The 17,151-nt window shown below is 54.9% G+C and carries 12 protein-coding genes; 7 read left to right on the forward strand and 5 right to left on the reverse strand.

Annotation, left to right across the window (positions count from 1 at the left end; all coding sequences use genetic code 11):
* On the reverse strand, positions 1-1,176 hold the full coding sequence (gene fadA, locus R3F50_17850; GenBank protein ID MEZ5492151.1) for an acetyl-CoA C-acyltransferase FadA: 1,176 nt from the start codon (positions 1,174-1,176) through the stop codon (positions 1-3).
* Between the two features lie 15 nt (positions 1,177-1,191).
* On the reverse strand, positions 1,192-3,345 hold the full coding sequence (gene fadB / locus R3F50_17855) for a fatty acid oxidation complex subunit alpha FadB (GenBank protein MEZ5492152.1): 2,154 nt from the start codon (positions 3,343-3,345) through the stop codon (positions 1,192-1,194).
* 182 nt (positions 3,346-3,527) lie between these two features.
* Between fadB and R3F50_17860 the strand changes: the two genes are divergently transcribed.
* Positions 3,528-4,583, forward strand: coding sequence for a polysaccharide deacetylase family protein (locus R3F50_17860; GenBank protein ID MEZ5492153.1), 1,056 nt, complete (start codon positions 3,528-3,530; stop codon positions 4,581-4,583).
* A 127-nt stretch (positions 4,584-4,710) separates the two neighbouring features.
* Here the strand turns inward: R3F50_17860 and R3F50_17865 are convergent, their stop codons facing one another.
* Complete coding sequence (locus R3F50_17865; protein MEZ5492154.1) at positions 4,711-5,544, reverse strand: glucosaminidase domain-containing protein; 834 nt, start codon at positions 5,542-5,544, stop codon at positions 4,711-4,713.
* 82 nt (positions 5,545-5,626) lie between these two features.
* Positions 5,627-5,950, reverse strand: a complete 324-nt coding sequence (locus R3F50_17870; GenBank protein ID MEZ5492155.1) for a BolA/IbaG family iron-sulfur metabolism protein — start codon at positions 5,948-5,950, stop codon at positions 5,627-5,629.
* Positions 5,951-6,040: 90 nt separating this feature from the next.
* On the opposite strand from R3F50_17870, the gene ylqF reads away from it, so the two are divergent.
* From ylqF to R3F50_17900, 6 genes are all read left to right on the forward strand, one after another.
* Positions 6,041-6,958 (forward strand): ribosome biogenesis GTPase YlqF, encoded by a 918-nt coding sequence (gene ylqF / locus R3F50_17875; GenBank protein MEZ5492156.1) that lies wholly within the window; start codon positions 6,041-6,043, stop codon positions 6,956-6,958.
* Positions 6,959-6,972: 14 nt separating this feature from the next.
* Positions 6,973-9,957: an insulinase family protein gene (locus tag R3F50_17880; protein MEZ5492157.1), complete on the forward strand. Its 2,985-nt coding sequence runs from the start codon at positions 6,973-6,975 to the stop codon at positions 9,955-9,957.
* Between the two features lie 281 nt (positions 9,958-10,238).
* On the forward strand, positions 10,239-11,390 hold the full coding sequence (locus tag R3F50_17885; protein ID MEZ5492158.1) for a cation diffusion facilitator family transporter: 1,152 nt from the start codon (positions 10,239-10,241) through the stop codon (positions 11,388-11,390).
* 127 nt (positions 11,391-11,517) lie between these two features.
* Positions 11,518-13,305 carry an FAD-dependent oxidoreductase gene (locus R3F50_17890; GenBank protein ID MEZ5492159.1) on the forward strand — a complete coding sequence of 596 codons (1,788 nt, stop codon included), beginning with the start codon at positions 11,518-11,520 and terminating at the stop codon, positions 13,303-13,305.
* Positions 13,290-15,185 (forward strand): 2-oxoacid:acceptor oxidoreductase subunit alpha, encoded by a 1,896-nt coding sequence (locus R3F50_17895; protein MEZ5492160.1) that lies wholly within the window; start codon positions 13,290-13,292, stop codon positions 15,183-15,185. Before R3F50_17890 ends, R3F50_17895 begins: the two co-directional genes overlap by 16 nt.
* Positions 15,186-15,195: 10 nt before the next feature.
* Positions 15,196-16,251, forward strand: a complete 1,056-nt coding sequence (locus tag R3F50_17900; protein ID MEZ5492161.1) for a 2-oxoacid:ferredoxin oxidoreductase subunit beta — start codon at positions 15,196-15,198, stop codon at positions 16,249-16,251.
* A gap of 59 nt (positions 16,252-16,310) precedes the next feature.
* Here the strand turns inward: R3F50_17900 and R3F50_17905 are convergent, their stop codons facing one another.
* Entirely contained in the window at positions 16,311-16,925 is a 615-nt protein-coding gene (locus R3F50_17905; GenBank protein MEZ5492162.1) for a hypothetical protein, read from the reverse strand.
* Positions 16,926-17,151: the final 226 nt, after the last annotated feature.

Genomic DNA, 17,151 nt, shown 5'->3' on the forward strand with positions numbered 1-17,151 from the left:
CTAAACACGCTCAAAAACCGTCGCTATACCCTGACCGAGACCTATGCACATGGTGGCGAGACCTAGAGCAGCATCTTTCTCCTCCATGAGATTCAGAAGCGTGGTTGAAATGCGGGTTCCTGAGCACCCCAGAGGATGGCCCAATGCGATAGCACCGCCTTTCAGATTGACTTTCTGGTCCATAACATCGAGCAATTCCAGATCTTTCAGCACTGGCAGGGATTGCGCCGCAAAGGCCTCGTTCAGTTCCACTATCTCGATATCCTGGATGGACAGCCCGGCCCGGGCCAGGGCCTTCCGGGACGCCGGCACGGGCCCGTATCCCATGATCGATGGGTCGACACCGGCGCAGGCCATGGCCCTTATTCTGGCCCGGGGTTTCAACCCCAGCGCCAGGGCCCGCTCTGCTGAAGTGATCAGCATCGCCGAAGCGCCATCTGTTATCTGCGACGAAGTACCTGCAGTCACGGTACCGTTGACCGGATCGAAGACCGTTCTGAGCCTGCCCAGACTCTCCAGATTGGTTTCTGGCCGGATCGTCTCGTCCTCCTCCAGCAGCCTCTTTATTCCGTCGGCATCATGGCCCTCCACCGGCACAATCTCGTTGGCAAAGCCACCGTTGCGTCGGGCCTGGTCGGCAAGCGTATGGGATCTGACCGCAAACCGGTCCTGTTGCTCCCGCCCAAAACCGTGCATGCGAGCCAGCACTTCGGCAGTCATGCCCATCATCCACGATGCCTTGGCTATATGCAGTGAAGCCTTGGGGTTCGGATCCACGCCATAATCCATAGGGACATGGCCCATATGCTCGACGCCGCCAACCACAAACACATCTCCGTTGCCTGTCTGCACTGCCTGAACGGCAGTGTGCAGAGCCGACATCGACGAACCGCAAAGGCGGTTTACGGTCTGACCACAGGTCGAATGGGGAAGCGCTGTCATCAGTGCGGCATTACGGGCAATGTTCCAGCCCTGCTCCCTGGTCTGATTGACACAACCCCAGATGACGTCTTCGACCTCTGCCGGGTCAAGCTTGTCATTGCGCTGCAGAATCGCATCGATCAAACGCGCCGACAGTTCCTCTGCGCGTACGAAACGGAACGATCCATCTTTGGAGCGCGCCATGGGAGTGCGAACACAATCTATAACCACTGCATCTCTTGCTTGAAATGTCATCGTATTTTCTCCCGACTAGGCGCGCAGTTCATAGAATTTACTCCCGGTGGATGCCATTTCCCGGAGCTTCTCAGTGGGTTGATACAAAGGACCCAGCTCACTGTATTTATCCGCCAGGCGACAGAATTCGGCGCTGCCCAGTGAATCCACATACCGCAGAGCACCGCCACGAAAGCTGGGAAAACCGAGGCCCAGAATCAACCCCATGTCTGCCTCAATCGGGCTGTCAATAATCCCATCCTCCAGGCAACGCACGGTCTCCAGACACATAGCCAGCATCATGCGCTCAACTATCTCCTGCTCGGTAAATTCCCGGCCAGTTTCCTGCACCGTGGTCACCAGTGCCTGCGCCTCTTCGTCAACAATTTTCCTGGGTTTACCCCGTTGGTCGGGCTCGTAACGGTAAAAGCCGCTACCGGTCTTCTGGCCCAGGCGCTTGTGCTGATACATGATATCCATGGCACTGGTAAACGTTAACTGCATGCGATCCGGAAACCCTTCTGCCATGACTGCCTGGGCATGCACGCCGGTATCCATTCCTATCACATCGAGCAGATACGCAGGGCCCATCGGCCAACCGAATTTTTCCATCGCCCTGTCAACCGAGAGAAAATCCGCACCATCGCGCAGCAGCATAGAAAACGCGCCGAAATAGGGAAACAGAATACGGTTTACCAGAAACCCGGGGCAGTCATTCACCACAATCGGCGTCTTACCCAATGTTTTTGCATAGGCCACTACCGTAGCAATGGTTGCGGGACTGGTCTGCTCACCGCGAATCACTTCTACCAGGGGCATGACCGGCACCGGATTGAAAAAATGCATACCGCAGAAATTCCCCGGGCGCTTCAGGGCAGTGGCCAGCGAGGTAACCGAAATAGTTGAAGTGTTAGTAGCTATTATTGCATCGTCGCTGACCTGTTGCTCGACTTCGGCCAGCACCTTCTTCTTGATGGCTGAATTTTCCACGACGGCTTCTACAACCAAATCCACCCGCTTGAAACCGCTGTATTCAAGAGTAGGTGTTATTGCCAACATGGCATCCAGCATCTGTTCACCGCTCATCCTGCCCCGGCTCACCCGCTTGGAAAACAGTTTCTTCGACTCGGCCAGTCCGGTGTCGATTCCCTCCCGGGCAATGTCCTTCATGATGATCGGGACGCCACGTAACGCCGACTGATAAGCGATTCCTCCCCCCATAATACCGGCGCCCAGCACGGCCGCCTGCGTGACCGAACTTGCTTCGGACATCAGCTTCCTGGCCTTGCTCCCTAGGTACTGATCATTGAGAAACAGTTGCACAAGATTGGCGGCAACTTCGGTTTGCGCCATATCCACGAAGGCAGCATGTTCACACTCCAGCGCTTTATCCCGCGTCAGGGTCGCCGCCTGTTGCATAGTCTTTACGGCAGTGACAGGGGCCGGGAAATTCGGACCAGCCTGCTGCATCACCAGCGCCTTCGCGGTCTCGAATGCCACCATCAATTCCGCTCCCTGCAGCATCAGCGGCGAAGTTTTGCGTTGGCGGATTGCCTGATAATCAAGCTTGCCCGCATTGCATTGCTTAATAATGGCCTCCGACGCCTCGAGCAGTTTTGCCGGCTCAACAATCGCATCCACGGCACCTTCGGCGAATGCCTGACGGGCCTTAACATGCTGTCCGCTGCTGATCCACTGATTCGCGTTGTCAGCCCCGATCAGGCGCGGCGTCCGTACGGTACCGCCGAAGCCCGGAATAATGCCAAGCTTCACTTCCGGAAAGCCCAGGGTCGCTGATTCGGTTGCCACCCGGTAATCGGCAGCAATTGCCAGTTCCATGCCTCCTCCCAGCGCCACGCCGTTCAGGGCGGCGACCGTGGGGAAAGGTAAGTCTTCCAGGCTATTGAAGATGGCATTGGCCTGCCGCAGCCAGCCCAGAATTTCCTCCTTCGGCGCCTGGAACATGGCGGTAAACTCGGTAATGTCAGCCCCGACGATAAATCCGGCCTTGGCGCTGCTGAGAATGAGACCACCGACGTCAGCCCCAGCGGCCGCCACTAAGGCATCGCGAAGCTCCAGCAGAGTCTGTTGATTGAATTTATTGACCGAAGAGCCTTCCAGATCAAAAACCAGGCTGGCTATACCGGATGGAAGTCGATCGACGCTTAATGCCGTTCCTTTGAAAATCATGCTCGAATATCCCCTGGGGTCTGATCCCCGAATATACTTGGTTCGCGGCGGTGGCGTATTATAGCGTTGGCAGCCGATTAAATCGAAAGCAACTGATGCTGTCGGGAATCGATGCCGGCACGCTATCATTGCCTCTCGACCGGCTCTTACCCTGAACACCCCTGAATCAGCCGAATATGACAATGCTCAAGCTCCTGTTCAAGAGTCAACTCGCTACACTGGCGATTCTGGCCACCTCCGTAACAGCCACCCAGGCTGCGGAGCATGGCGTCATTGTTCAGTACCATCATGTGGCTACCGACACGCCGGCATCAACCTCCCTTTCCCCTTCCGATTTCCAGCGCCACCTGACCTACCTGCGGGACAACGACTTCAATGTGATGCCACTGGATCAAATGCTCGAGTCCTTGCGATCCCGCCAGCCGATACCGGACAGGAGTGTCGCCATCACCTTCGACGATGGCTACCTGTCGATCTACGATACTGCCTACCCCATGCTGCGGGAATTCGATTTCCCCTTCACTGTCTTTATCAGCACCGGCCCCATTGACAACGGCCAGGCCGGTTTTATGAGCTGGTCTCAACTTCGAGAGATGTCCGAACACGGCGCTCTCATCGCCAATCACATGGTCGAGCATCCCTACATGCTCAACCGTGAGGGAACAGAAACGGAGAGCCAGTGGATTCAGCGGCTGCGCGAGGAGTTGCTGTATGCGGAACAGCGTATCACTACCAATACCGGGCAATCCCTGAGATATCTGGCTTATCCTTATGGTGAGTTTGATCCGGCTGTTAAAGCCATGCTCGCTGCCGAAGGATTTACCGGCATTGCTCAGAACTCAGGCGCGGTGGGCTATCATTCCGACTTCCTGGCACTGCCCAGATACCCGCTCGCCGGCATTTACGCCAATCTCGACACAGCGCGGGTCAAATTCGATTCGATGGCTTTCCACGTGCTTGAGCAGATACCGGAAAGTCCTGTTACCGGAGCAGACAGCCCCGCTGCCCGGTTGCGTTTTGCCCCCGGTGACTATGCATTTGACCAGATAAGCTGTTTCGCAAACAGCCAGCCTTTACCTATGGTGTGGCTGGACAGAGATTCGGGACTGGTTGAACTGCGCCCCGATCAGGCATTTACCGGCAGGCGCTGGCGTTATATCTGCACGGCTCCCAGTCCGAGTTCCGGCAGATTCTTCTGGTACTCGGTGCAATGGATCAATCCCGACGCGGATGGCTGATACAGGCGATTCAGTGTCCTGGCTTCGCTACCAGACCGACAGCTCTCAGCTCACCACGATGACCTGCAACTAACCACAGTGTCGTGTGATAAGTGCGGCCACTTTCAACTGAAACCGAAAACTTTGCTCAGCCGCTGTACCTTTCAACAAGGCCGTTCTGCTGCATGATGGTCTGCAGCTCGTCCACGTATTTTTCACCCCGCTCCGAGTAGCCATCCAGCCCATAGGCCAGCACCAGCGCATCGAGCCTGCCCCGCTGATTACGCATTTGAAACCGCATTCTGCGAAAGCTGTCGTAGCGATAATGGGTGTTGAGGTTCATGAAATAGGCCCGCACCGCGGCTTCGATCGATTCGAATGCCTGCACCTCATGGCTGGCATCGGATCCGCGACGAATGGGCACGAGCCCACAGCCGTCGTCGAAGCACCACTGTCCAAACAGGTTGTTCCCCTCCTTGGCAAACCGCGAGGTCCCCCAGGCGGACTCGGTGGCGGCCTGGGCAAGCGCCAGAGGCTTGGGAATGATATCCACCCGTTTGAGCAATTCGAAGACGATTTCGGTGTCCCGCATCTCCTTGCTCTCCAGATCATAGCGTCGCGCGATGGCCACCAGATCATCCTGTTCCTCGGCACTCAGGGAGCCCCCCACCTGCAGTACGCCGGACATCGCCAACAGACGTTCCCGGGTCTGACGCACGCGCCTGTTCTGCTCATCGATATAGAGTTCCAGGAAGTCAAAAAACATCTGCTTCTTGACTTCAACTTCCTGAATCGACGCGAAATCCGGGAATACGGCGATAGGTTGAATCTGAGCAGGCTCTGGAACCAGCCGTTGTTGCCGGTGCTGCAACGCCACAACCAGTAACGCCATCATGGCACATACCACCAGTGCCCCAAGGGGGAACTCGCGGCTGAAAACTGCTTTTGCTGAACGTTTCAGGAGCAGGAAGGGATTTTTCATTGAGCGCGCTCATTACTGGACCGGAAGATCTGAATATCCGTCTTATACGCGGTGGAGTGCCTGACTGGATTGCCTCCTGACATCAGGATCCAGGATCGGTCTTACTCCCCCCGCGACAGTCTGGCGACGCCGGGGACTGCTGCTGACGTGCCGTCCATTCCTGAGGGGTATAAAGGTGCAGAGCCAAAGCATGCACGCCTGCGGCCAGTTCTTCCTCCAGCAATCCATAAAGCTGGCGATGACGTTTCAACGCCATCTGACCGTCGAAGACCTCCGACACTGCAACAATCTTGAAATGACTTTCAGTCGCCTGGCCTCCATGTCGATGGCTTTCATTTTCCACCTCCAGATGGAGAGGCGCCAGCGCTGTCTGTAACTTGCCTTCGATTATCTGTTGTACTGACATTGATAAACCCGTATCACTGGTTTCTTTGGCTGCAAATTATAGCAGTGATCGGTAACATGTGCCGCTGTTCCACATTCAACAGGTAATGCTATGCCAATTTCCTGGTACCCAGGCCATATGCACAAGGCGCGCAAGCAGCTGTCCGCCACCATGCGGGACACCGAGCTGGTGATTGAAATCCTTGATGCCAGGGCGCCACAGGCCAGCTCCAATCCCCTGCTCGCGGAACTGCGGGGAGCTCTGCCCTGTATTAAAGTTCTCAACAAGGCCGACCTGGCCAACCCCGAGTTGACCCGCCTCTGGCAGCGTTTTTTTGCCAGTCAACCCAACACCCGCTGCCTGGTCAATGGCCTCGACAAGCTGCTGACCCGTTCTGCACTGATGTCCGTCTGCCGCGAACTGGTGACCCGCAACACACACCCCGCCCATAGACACCAGGTATTGATCACGGGCATACCAAACGTTGGCAAATCAACTTTCCTGAATCAGATCCTGGCCCGCAAAGTCGCCAGAACCGGCAATGAACCAGCAGTGACTAAAGGTCAGCAAAAGGTCAAACTCGAGGAAAACTGGTTTCTGGTGGATAGTCCAGGCATGATGTGGCCGAAACTTGAGGACCAGCAGGCAGCCTATCGACTGGCCGTCCTTGGCAGTATTCGGAATACTGCCATTGATCTCGAGGATATCGGCTGGTTTGCCGCCGAAACACTGCTGGCCGGCTTTTATCTACAACTGCAATCCCGTTACCGCCTGGAGACTCGCCCGGCAGATACTGAGGAATTACTCACCCGCATCGCCACCGGCCATGGCTGCCTGGGGCGTGGTGGTCACGTGGACTGGCACAAGGTATCCGAACTATTATTGGGCGATTTACGGTCAGGTCGACTGGGCCGTATTACCCTGGAGAATCCACCCTCACCGGACTCTACCGCAGACCCTGCACTGGAGACTGCCATGGATTCCGTATTGGACTCTTCATCGAGCTCTTCAACCGATCAGACAAACTGAGGTAATTTTTCAGCATGAGCATCACAGGACAGGCTGACACCGAACCCACGACTATTGGCGCACCGGCTTCTGCGGCCCCACAGGAATCCTCTTATCCCGCTTTTGACTGGATAAGGAGTGAGGAGATTGCCTCACTGAACCTGGTGGTAGAGGAATATCGACACCGTGAAACCGGCGCCCTGCACTACCACCTCGCGTCCAATCACCCGGAAAATGTTTTTCTGGTTGCGTTTCGTACCGTACCCATGGATTCAAGAGGCGTGGCCCACATACTCGAACACACAGCCCTGTGTGGCAGCGAAAAATACCCGGTACGTGATCCGTTTTTCATGATGATCAGACGATCCCTGAACACCTTCATGAATGCCTTTACCAGCAGTGACTGGACGGCTTACCCTTTCGCCAGCAAAAACGAAAAAGACTATTTCAACCTGCTTGATGTCTATCTGGACGCCGCTTTTTTCTCTCGCCTGCACCCACTTGATTTCGCCCAGGAGGGACATCGACTGGAATTTACCGATCCAGGAAACAGCGACACGCCTCTTCAAATCAAGGGCGTCGTGTACAACGAAATGAAAGGCGCCATGAGTTCCACGAACAGTGTTCTCTGGCATACCATCACCAAGCATCTCTACCCGACTACCACTTATCATTACAACAGCGGTGGTGACCCGGCTGAAATACCTGATCTCAGCTATGAGCAACTACGCCAGTTCTACAAGACTCACTATCATCCCAGCAATGCGGTGTTTATGACTTTTGGTGACATCCCCGCCTCTACGTTGCAGGAAAAATTTGACAGCCTGGCACTCTCCCGCTTCAAAAAACTGGATATCGACATCTCTGTCAGCGATGAAAAACGATACCTGGCTCCTATCCGGGTGGAAGAGTACTATAACAGTGATGAAGCATCCGGCAATCGCACTCATGTCGTGGTTGCCTGGCTGCTTGGCAAAAGCATCGACCTGAAGGAGCTGTTTGAAGCACAGCTCTTGAACGCGGTCCTGCTAGATAACAGCGCCAGCCCTCTTCTCAGTGTCCTGGAGACTACCGACCTGGGCAGCTCCCCCTCCCCCATGTGTGGCCTGGAAGATTCACACCGGGAAATGAGTTTCATGTGCGGTCTGGAAGGATGCGCGGAAGGCTCCACTCGCGCGGTGGAGAAGCTTGTGCTTGAAACACTGGATAAGATTGCCCGGGACGGTGTGCCGCAGGAGCAGGTCGAAGCGGCATTGCATCAGCTTGAACTGCATCAGCGGGAAATCACCGGCGACAGTTATCCTTACGGGCTGCAGCTGATTCTGTCCAGCCTGTCCACCTCAGTTCACCGCGGCGACCCCATTGACCTGTTAAATATCGACCCGGTTCTCGAGCAGCTGCGCGGGGAAATCCAGAATCCCCGTTTCATTCCCGACCTGATTGAAAGACTGCTGCTCAAGAACCAGCATCGTCTGACCCTCACGTTGTCGCCGGACCCGGAACTGTCAACCCGGCAGGCCGAAGCAGAGCAGAAGCGCCTGGATGACTTGAAGCGCCAACTGGATGCGCAGCAGGTCCAGCGCATCATCGAACAGGCCAAAGCGCTTTCGGAACGGCAGGAACAGGAAGACGATCCGGATCTGCTGCCAAAGGTTGGATTGCAGGACATCCCACCGTCTATCGAGCAGCCCGGATCAACACGGGTCAAACTGGCAGGATCAACGAGTACCGTCAATTTTTACGGTCAGGGTACTAACGGAATCTGCTATCAGCAGGCCATTATGGAGCTGCCTGCACTGGACGAGGAATTGCTGCCACTGCTGCCGGTATACACCAGCTGTCTGACTGAACTCGGAGTGGGCGAACTGGATTACGCGCAGGTGCAAACCTGGCAGTCCCAGGTAAGCGGGGGTATCAGTTGCTTCAGCAGCATCCGCAGCACAGTGGCGGATGAGCAGCGGGCCAATGGCTACCTGGTGCTTTCTTCCAAGGCCCTGCAGGACAACCACGGGGCTATGACAGAGCTGCTGTCCCGAACGTTGCACGACGTCAGATTCGACGAAGAGCGTCGCATCAGGGAAATCATAGAGCAGATCTGTGATCGCAAGGTTTCCAGTATCACAGGCCAAGGCCATGCCCTGGCCATGGGCCTCGCCTCCAGTCAGATGAGCCCAGCGGCCAACTTGAGCTATCGCTTCGGCGGCCTCGCCGGCATACATTTTCTCAAGTCGCAGCGGGAGGCGCTTAAGAATCCCGACAAGCTGCAGGAATTACTCTCGCAACTGGCCAGGATCCATCAGCAGGTACTGGCAGCACCGCGCCAATTTCTTGCCATTGCCGAACAGGATCACTGCGATGCGGTGATCGCAGACATGCAACGCAGCTGGAAGGCTGACTCGCAAGCGCAGTCCTTCAGCGCTCTGCAATATCCAGCGAACCGTGCCCAGGTGCGGGAGGCCTGGACTGTTCCTACCCAGGTAAATTTCTGCGCCAAAGCATTTCCTACTGTTCCCTCCGGCCACCCCGATCACGCCCCCTTGACCGTGCTGGCAGGATTCCTGCGTAACGGTTTCCTGCACCGGGCGATCCGCGAACAGGGCGGCGCTTATGGAGGAGGAGCGGATCAGGATGCCAACTCGGCGTCTTTCCGATTCTACTCTTATCGAGATCCGCGACTCGATGAGACTCTGCACGACTTCGATCGTGCTATAGACTGGCTGTTGTCATCCGACCACCAGGCCTGGCAACTTGAAGAGGCTATTCTCGGCGTCATCGCCAGCATGGATAAACCCTCTTCCCCGGCGGGCGAAGCCAAGCGGGTTTTCTACAACAATCTGTTCGGACGCGACCAGGAATTCCTGAACGACCTCAGGCAGCGAATTCTCGCCGTGACTCTGACTGACCTCAGGCAGGTGGCTGAAACCTGGCTTAGGAGCGAGCAGGCCAGCATCGGTATAGTGACCAGTAAAGCGAACCTGGCAGGGAGCCGGTTGGAGCAGATCGACACAATTTCCCTGTGACAGAGAAATAGAAATACTCTATTTTTCAAAAAGATAGGGTTTAACTGAACGGCGCGATCAAAATATATTGCACCAGCAGTAAAAAAATTGGCAGCTTGCCGGAACTTTTCCTGCAGCAGTCAGTCTTAGTTAGTGTAGGTAGATGTGTAGACAAAATTGTGGGTTTTGTTTCATTTATCTCTCCCTTGATAGTATATTAAGCCCGGCTCTTGTCGGGCTTTTTTTTTACGGAAAAATAAGCAGTTAGCCCTGCTCCCTGCCCTGGCCGATACCGATTGACCATGAACGAATTGACTGCCAAGAAGGAAGCTGCCCGAGTCACCCTGGTGGGCATGTGGCTGGATCTGGTGCTGGGCCTGTTAAAGTTAATAGGCGGAGCATCTAACGGATCATTCGCCCTGATCAGTGACGGGGTTCATTCGCTGAGCGACGCGGCATCTGATGTCTTCGTACTGATCGTCGGTCATTTCTCCCATGTTGAACCGGACCGGGAGCATCCCTATGGTCATGGTCGCTTTGAAACGATCGGTACAGTCGTCATGGGAATGTTCTTCTTCGCCATCGCAGCGGTGCTGCTGTACGACAGCTTCCTGCGGCTTATTTCCGGTGCGGAGCTGCCAGTACCAGGCTGGGGTGGTGTGCTGATTGCGGGTTTGTCAGTGGCCTCCAAGGAATGGATTTACCACTACACAATGCGCACTGCCAGCCGCCTCAATTCCTCTTTGTTGAGAGCCAATGCCTGGCACAGTCGCTCTGACGCCATATCCTCTATCGCGGTGATGATCGGCATTGTAGGAGCGCAGCAGGGTCTGCCCTGGCTGGATCTGGTGGCAGCCATGTTCGTCGCGGCCATCATTGCCAGAATTGGCTGGCAGCTCTGCCTCGACAGCCTGAAAGAACTGGTCGACACTGCCATTCCCCAGGAGCATCAGGACAGGATAAGGAAGACTATCCTGGAAATTCCCGGCATCAACAAGGTAACGGCCCTTCGCAGTCGACAGTCAGGCGGAAAGGTGCTGCTGGAAGCGCAGTTGGAGGTAGATCCCAGAATATCAGTCTCTGAAGGCCACCAACTGGGCGAAGTGTGCACCCGGGTTATCATGGATAAATACCAAAATATCAGTGATGTAGTGGTACATATTGATCCTGAGTCTCATGCTCAGGTAGACTCTGTGGAACTACCCCTTCGCCATGAAATCGTGACACTGATAACCCGACACTGGGAAGCCCTGCTGGACCAGTCCGACATCAAGAATATCGATCTCCATTATCTCGGCAACGGCATCGAAGTGGATCTTTACCTGATAAGCGATGCGGTGGACAGCCGGCTCGCCAGTCAACTGGCCGAGGCCTTACGCCCGATCTCCGCGGTCAAGCGCCTGAAAATATACAACAACATCCTTGAGACCAGCGTGGTCCGCCAGTTCTCATAAAACGCTTCCAATTGAAAGTGTTTTCCCTATACTAAGGGTGTCTCCGCAAGGCCCGCACAGCAGAAATCTGGCACCTTTGAGCAATAGGTATATGCGCTCCCAGGCGCAGTAAAATATAAAAATAAGAATGAAACCGACTGATATTGCCAACCCGGATTACTTCCATAAGGTAGTCGACTGCCAGTGGGCCTGCCCGGCTCACACACCGGTTCCCGAGTACATCCGTCTGATCGCGGCCAAGCGGTATACCGACGCCTACATGATCAACTGGCACAGCAATGTGTTTCCCGGCATCCTTGGGCGAACCTGCGACCGCCCCTGCGAGCCCGCCTGTCGCCGCGTTCGGGTAGAAGAGCAGCCGGTGGCGATCTGCCGTCTGAAGCGGGTTGCAGCAGACTATAAGTCCGACATTACCGATCGAATCCCCCTGGTCCCGACAGAAAAAAATGGCCGGCATGTGGCATTGATTGGCGGTGGCCCGGCTTCCCTGACTGTGGCCAGAGACCTGCTCCCCCTGGGCTACGAAATTACCCTGTTTGAAAAAGACCGCAAGAGCGGCGGCGCCATGCGTACCCAGATCCCACGCTTCCGGCTGCCCGGTAAGGTCCTCGAGGAAGAAGTCAATTACGTGCTCGACATGGGCGTCAATTGCCGCTTTGGCGTGGAAATAACCAGCATGCAAGCCCTGCTGGATGAAAACTTCGATGCAGTTTTCGTGGGCACCGGAGCGCCGCTGGGCAAGACCCTGGGATTACCGGGTTTCGAAGAATGCCGGGCAAACATACACACCGGCATCGAATGGCTTGCCAGTGTGGCATTTGAGCATGTCGAGCGCATAGGTAAGCGAGTCATCGTGCTGGGTGGCGGAAATACGGCAATGGACTGCTGCCGAACAGCCAAGCGGCTGGGTGGTGAAGAAGTGACAGTCGCGGTGCGCAGTGGTTTCGACGAAATGAAGGCTTCACCCTGGGAAATTGAAGATGCGCAGGCCGAGGACATCCCCATCCTGAATTTTCATGTTCCCAAGCGTTATCTCCACGAAAATGGCAGGCTGGTAGCCATGGAGTTCGAAAAGGTACGCCGTGAAGTGGATACACAGGGCAAACGCAAACTGGTACCCACAGGAGAGGACCCCGTCATCATTCCCTGTGACGACGTTCTCTGCGCTATCGGTCAGGAAAACAGCTTTCCCTGGATAGAGCGGGATCTGGGTATTGATTTCGACCAGTGGGATCTGCCGGTCCTGAACAAAGAAACCTTTCAATCCACGCACCCGCGGATTTTTTTCGGTGGCGATGCAGCACTCGGGCCCGACAATATCATCACCGCTGTGGCCCATGGTCACGAGGCAGCCGTGTCCATCGATCTGGTTTGCAACGGGAAGGATCCGGAACAGAGACCACCGCCCGACACTCAGATGCATAGCCAGAAGATGGGAATTCATCAGTGGTCCTATGACAACGACATCAGCACCGAATTGCGTCAGGCAGTGCCCCACGCAGATAAGGCCGTCAGCCTTAACGACATTAACGTAGAGGTGGAGCTGGGCTTTGACGAACAGTTGGCCTATGACGAAACCATGCGCTGCCTGAACTGCGATGTACAAACGGTCTTTACCGACAGTCTGTGCATCGAATGCGATGCCTGCGTGGATATCTGCCCGACCGACTGCATCACGTTTACGCAGAACGCAGATGAAGAACAATTGCGCCATTCTCTGATCGCTCCGGCAACCAATACCGATCAGGATTTATACGTATCGGGCGAACTGAAAACCAATCGTGTCATGGTAAAAAGTGAGGACCTGTGCCTGCACTGCGGGCTCTGCGCAGAACGATGTCCCACCAGCGCCTGGGATATGCGTAAATTCTTATTTAACACGGCAAAGGCTGGAGCATCATGCCAGAAGTCATAACCACCTCGGAAGCCTCCCGAATTACGCCAATTGCCCGGGTAAATGACTTTGTGGTCAAATTCGCCAATGTTAATGGCTCTGGATCAGCAAGCGCCAATAACATGTTTGCCAAGGCTGTTTTCAGGATGGGAATCCCGGTCAGTCCGCATAATATTTTCCCTTCCAATATTCAGGGATTGCCTACCTGGTACGAAGTCAGAATCAGCGAGAAGGGTTATCTTGGCCGGCGAGACGGCGTCGATCTAATGGTGGCCATGAATGAGCAGACCATCAAAAAGGATATCGAAGCCGTCGTGCCTGGCGGCTATGTCCTCTATGACAGCTCGAAACCATTGGCGCCGCACCTGCTGCGGGACGACATCAATTACCTGGGGGTACCCCTGAAAGACATTTGTCTGAGGGAGTTTGAAAAACCCACGCAACGGCAACTGTTTAAGAATATCGTCTATGTCGGTGCTCTGGCAGCGTTTCTGGAGATCGACTTTCAGGTGTTAACCGATCTGGTGGGTGATCAGTTCCGCGGCAAGGAAAGACTGATCCCCCCCAACATACATGCCCTTGAACTTGGCCATCAATACGCCAGCAAGAACTTTAAATGCCCCCTGCAGATAAAGCTGCAGCGTTGTGGCGAAACTGGCAATAAAATCCTGCTCGACGGCAATACTGCCGTAGCGCTTGGCTGTGTCTACGGAGGGGCCACCGTTGCCGCCTGGTACCCGCTTACTCCGTCGACGTCAGTGGTCGACAATTTTGGTAAATACTGTCAACGACTGCGAATCGACCCGGGCAACGGTAAGAGGAAGTATGCCATCGTGCAGGCCGAGGATGAGCTGGCTGCTATCGGTGTCGTGATTGGTGCCGGCTGGAACGGCGCCAGGGCATTCACCGCCACCAGCGGTCCAGGTATTTCACTCATGCAGGAATTTCTGGGCCTGGCGTACTTTTCTGAGGTCCCGGCAGTGATATTTGACATTCAGCGAGCTGGCCCGTCCACAGGAATGCCAACCAGGACTCAGCAAAGTGATTTGCTCAGCTGTGCCTATGCGTCACATGGTGATACCAAGCACATCCTGCTGATTCCCGCCGACCCCACCGAGTGTTTTATCTTTGCAGCGGATGCTTTTGATATTGCTGATACCCTGCAGACGCCGGTTATTGTAATGAGCGATCTGGAACTGGGGATGAATGAACAGATGTGTGACGCCCTGCAATGGGACGATGGCCGGGAATACCAACGCGGCAAGGTCCTCAGTCAGGCCCAACTCGACGCAGTAGAGGAATTCTCCCGCTACCGCGATGTGGATGGTGACGGCATCGGGTACCGGACTTACCCGGGCACTCATCAGGATAAGGGCAGCTACTTTACTCGCGGCAGCTCTCATGACGACAAAGCTGCCTACACAGAAGATGGCGACGTATACGCCGCGGTCATGGACCGGATAGCTCACAAATTTAATACAGCAATTAACTATCTGCCAAAACCCGAAATAAATAGTACGGAATGTGAGAATAATTCTCAGTTAAAGCTTGGCCTGCTGTTCTATGGTACGACAACCAGCGCCATTCAGGAATCTCTGGACAGCCTTGAACGCCACAACTACCATTTTGATACGCTCAGAGTCAGGGCATTTCCCTTTCACGACGCTGTGCAGAATTTTATTGATGCACAGGATGTAGTTTTTGTGATCGAGCAGAATCGGGATGCGCAAATGAAGAGCTTATTGAAAATTGAATGTGACATCGACAATGCAAAACTTATTTCCATACTCAACTACAACGGTGTCTTAATAACTGCACAGCATATCGAGACCTCAGTACTTAACCATCTCGGAGCACTGAGCGCGCAAGTCGGCAACAGTGAAGGAAGCCAGGCTTCTTAGGCAAACTGACATGACCTACATACGTAAACCTAAATTCGCCAACCCGGATCTCTGGACAAATGACCTGGGTTTGACTCACAGGGATTATGAAGGCTCACTGACAACCCTGTGTGGCGGTTGCGGTCACGACTCCATCAGTGCCGCGATCATACAGGCGGCAGTGGGTATGTCCCTGCCCCCGCACCGTGTCGCCAAGCTTTCAGGTATAGGCTGCTCCTCAAAAATACCCGCCTACTTCCTGAATAAGTCACACGGCTTCAACTCGGTACATGGAAGAATGCCATCGGTGGCAACCGGCGCGAATCTCGCCAATAAGGAGCTCTATTACCTAGGCGTTTCCGGCGACGGCGACAGTGCTTCTATCGGCCTCGGTCAGTTCTGCCATATCGTACGCCGCCGTATCAATATGCTTTATATCGTTGCCAACAACGGCACTTACGGGCTGACAAAGGGGCAGCTTTCCGCTACCGCCGACCCCGGTTCCCGGACTAAATCCGGAGAGGAGAGCCTGTACGACAATATCGATATGGCCACGCTGGCAATCGAGTTGGGCGCAAGCTTCGTAGCACGCAGTTTTTCCGGCGACAAGAAACAGCTGGTTCCGCTGATCCAGGCCGGCCTCAGTCACAAGGGCTTTGCATTCATCGATGTAATCTCTCCCTGTGTCACTTTCAACAATACTGATGCCTCCACCCATGGCTATAAAAATACCTGGGAGAACTACGAGTCATTGAGCGATATCGACTATGTTCCCATGCGTGAAGAAATCACCACCAGCTATGCCGAGGGTGAAGATAAGGAAATCACCCTGCACGATGGCTCGGTGATACATTTACATAAAACCAGTAGTAACTATCAGCCCTATGATCGCGAAAACGCCCTGCATCACATCAATGAGTACAAAAAGAACGGCAAAATAGCGACTGGACTCCTGTATATCAACCAGGATGTCTCGGATTTTCACGAATTGAATGACAGCGTGGACAAGCCCTTGAACGCGCTGTCCAGCGTAGACCTGTGCCCTGGCCAGGAAGTGCTCGAAACCATCAACGAAACCTTCCGCTAGGCCACAACCCGCTGACAGATCAGCGGGGCTGATCAGGCGAGCGGTTGCCGGGCCAGATCTCAACTGAACAGGCGCTGGAACCAGTTTTTCTCGAGATCGCTGCGGCAACCGTCGTACTGAGCCCCGAACTGCTGAGCATTGGCCTGTACCCGTGATCCGGTGTCCAGCAACCACGGTTTTTCAAGGTGGCTGCCCCTGGCATAACCACCGTTGCCTTCATGATAGGCAAAATAGAGACCGGCGGCATCGTGGGGTGCAATACCGCTGGTACGCCGACTCATGGCGTTGTACCAGCCGACGAAATCGATCGCATCATCGAACTTGTCACGCCTCCCGCCCAAATTACCGCTCCGGGACAGGTATTCTTCCCAGGTCGTATCCAGCGCCTGGGCATAGCCATAAGCACTGGACGGTCGGGCGCCGGGGAAAATCCAGAGAAACTTTCGTCGTGCCGGTTTGACACGCGCCTGGAAAGCACTTTCCTGGTAGATAAAAGCCATGTTTACGGCCAGTGGAATACCCCAGCGATTCTCGCTGCGCCTGGCCGCCTTGTACCAGCTACGCCGGTCTTCAAAAATGGCGCAGATGTCGGTCACATTGGCTGGCTGAGAGGCGGCACAGCCAGTCAAAGCTGCGCTCAGGTAAAGGCTGCCAAGAGGAATCCAGCATTTCATAGCGACAGAATTGCTCCGGGTTATGGCTGTCAGGTTGCTGAAGGACCAGGGCGCTTGCCGGTCCTTCGTTAAAACCGGCTCAAAGCGCTCATTTACACCTGATAAACTGCGCTTTCTTGCCGGTCGTTGCCTCGTCCTGGCAGTACTGGTGCCTTTTATCTTCCTGTTTAATCAGGTCGGGATTTTCCAGGGATCCGTCCTGGAGCCCTGCTTAAGGAACCTCTGA

The organism is Gammaproteobacteria bacterium (assembly GCA_041395725.1).
Lineage (GTDB): Bacteria > Pseudomonadota > Gammaproteobacteria > Pseudomonadales > Pseudohongiellaceae > NORP240.

What these genes read in the sequence shown, in the direction of transcription:
- fadA (MEZ5492151.1), bottom strand. Translation starts at nt 1,176, where the DNA reads ATGACATTTCAAGCAAGAGATGCAGTGGTTATAGATTGTGTTCGCACT.
- fadB (MEZ5492152.1), bottom strand. Translation starts at nt 3,345, where the DNA reads ATGATTTTCAAAGGAACGGCATTAAGCGTCGATCGACTTCCATCCGGT.
- R3F50_17860 (MEZ5492153.1), top strand. Translation starts at nt 3,528, where the DNA reads ATGCTCAAGCTCCTGTTCAAGAGTCAACTCGCTACACTGGCGATTCTG.
- R3F50_17865 (MEZ5492154.1), bottom strand. Translation starts at nt 5,544, where the DNA reads ATGAAAAATCCCTTCCTGCTCCTGAAACGTTCAGCAAAAGCAGTTTTC.
- R3F50_17870 (MEZ5492155.1), bottom strand. Translation starts at nt 5,950, where the DNA reads ATGTCAGTACAACAGATAATCGAAGGCAAGTTACAGACAGCGCTGGCG.
- ylqF (MEZ5492156.1), top strand. Translation starts at nt 6,041, where the DNA reads ATGCCAATTTCCTGGTACCCAGGCCATATGCACAAGGCGCGCAAGCAG.
- R3F50_17880 (MEZ5492157.1), top strand. Translation starts at nt 6,973, where the DNA reads ATGAGCATCACAGGACAGGCTGACACCGAACCCACGACTATTGGCGCA.
- R3F50_17885 (MEZ5492158.1), top strand. Translation starts at nt 10,239, where the DNA reads ATGAACGAATTGACTGCCAAGAAGGAAGCTGCCCGAGTCACCCTGGTG.
- R3F50_17890 (MEZ5492159.1), top strand. Translation starts at nt 11,518, where the DNA reads ATGAAACCGACTGATATTGCCAACCCGGATTACTTCCATAAGGTAGTC.
- R3F50_17895 (MEZ5492160.1), top strand. Translation starts at nt 13,290, where the DNA reads ATGCCAGAAGTCATAACCACCTCGGAAGCCTCCCGAATTACGCCAATT.
- R3F50_17900 (MEZ5492161.1), top strand. Translation starts at nt 15,196, where the DNA reads ATGACCTACATACGTAAACCTAAATTCGCCAACCCGGATCTCTGGACA.
- R3F50_17905 (MEZ5492162.1), bottom strand. Translation starts at nt 16,925, where the DNA reads ATGAAATGCTGGATTCCTCTTGGCAGCCTTTACCTGAGCGCAGCTTTG.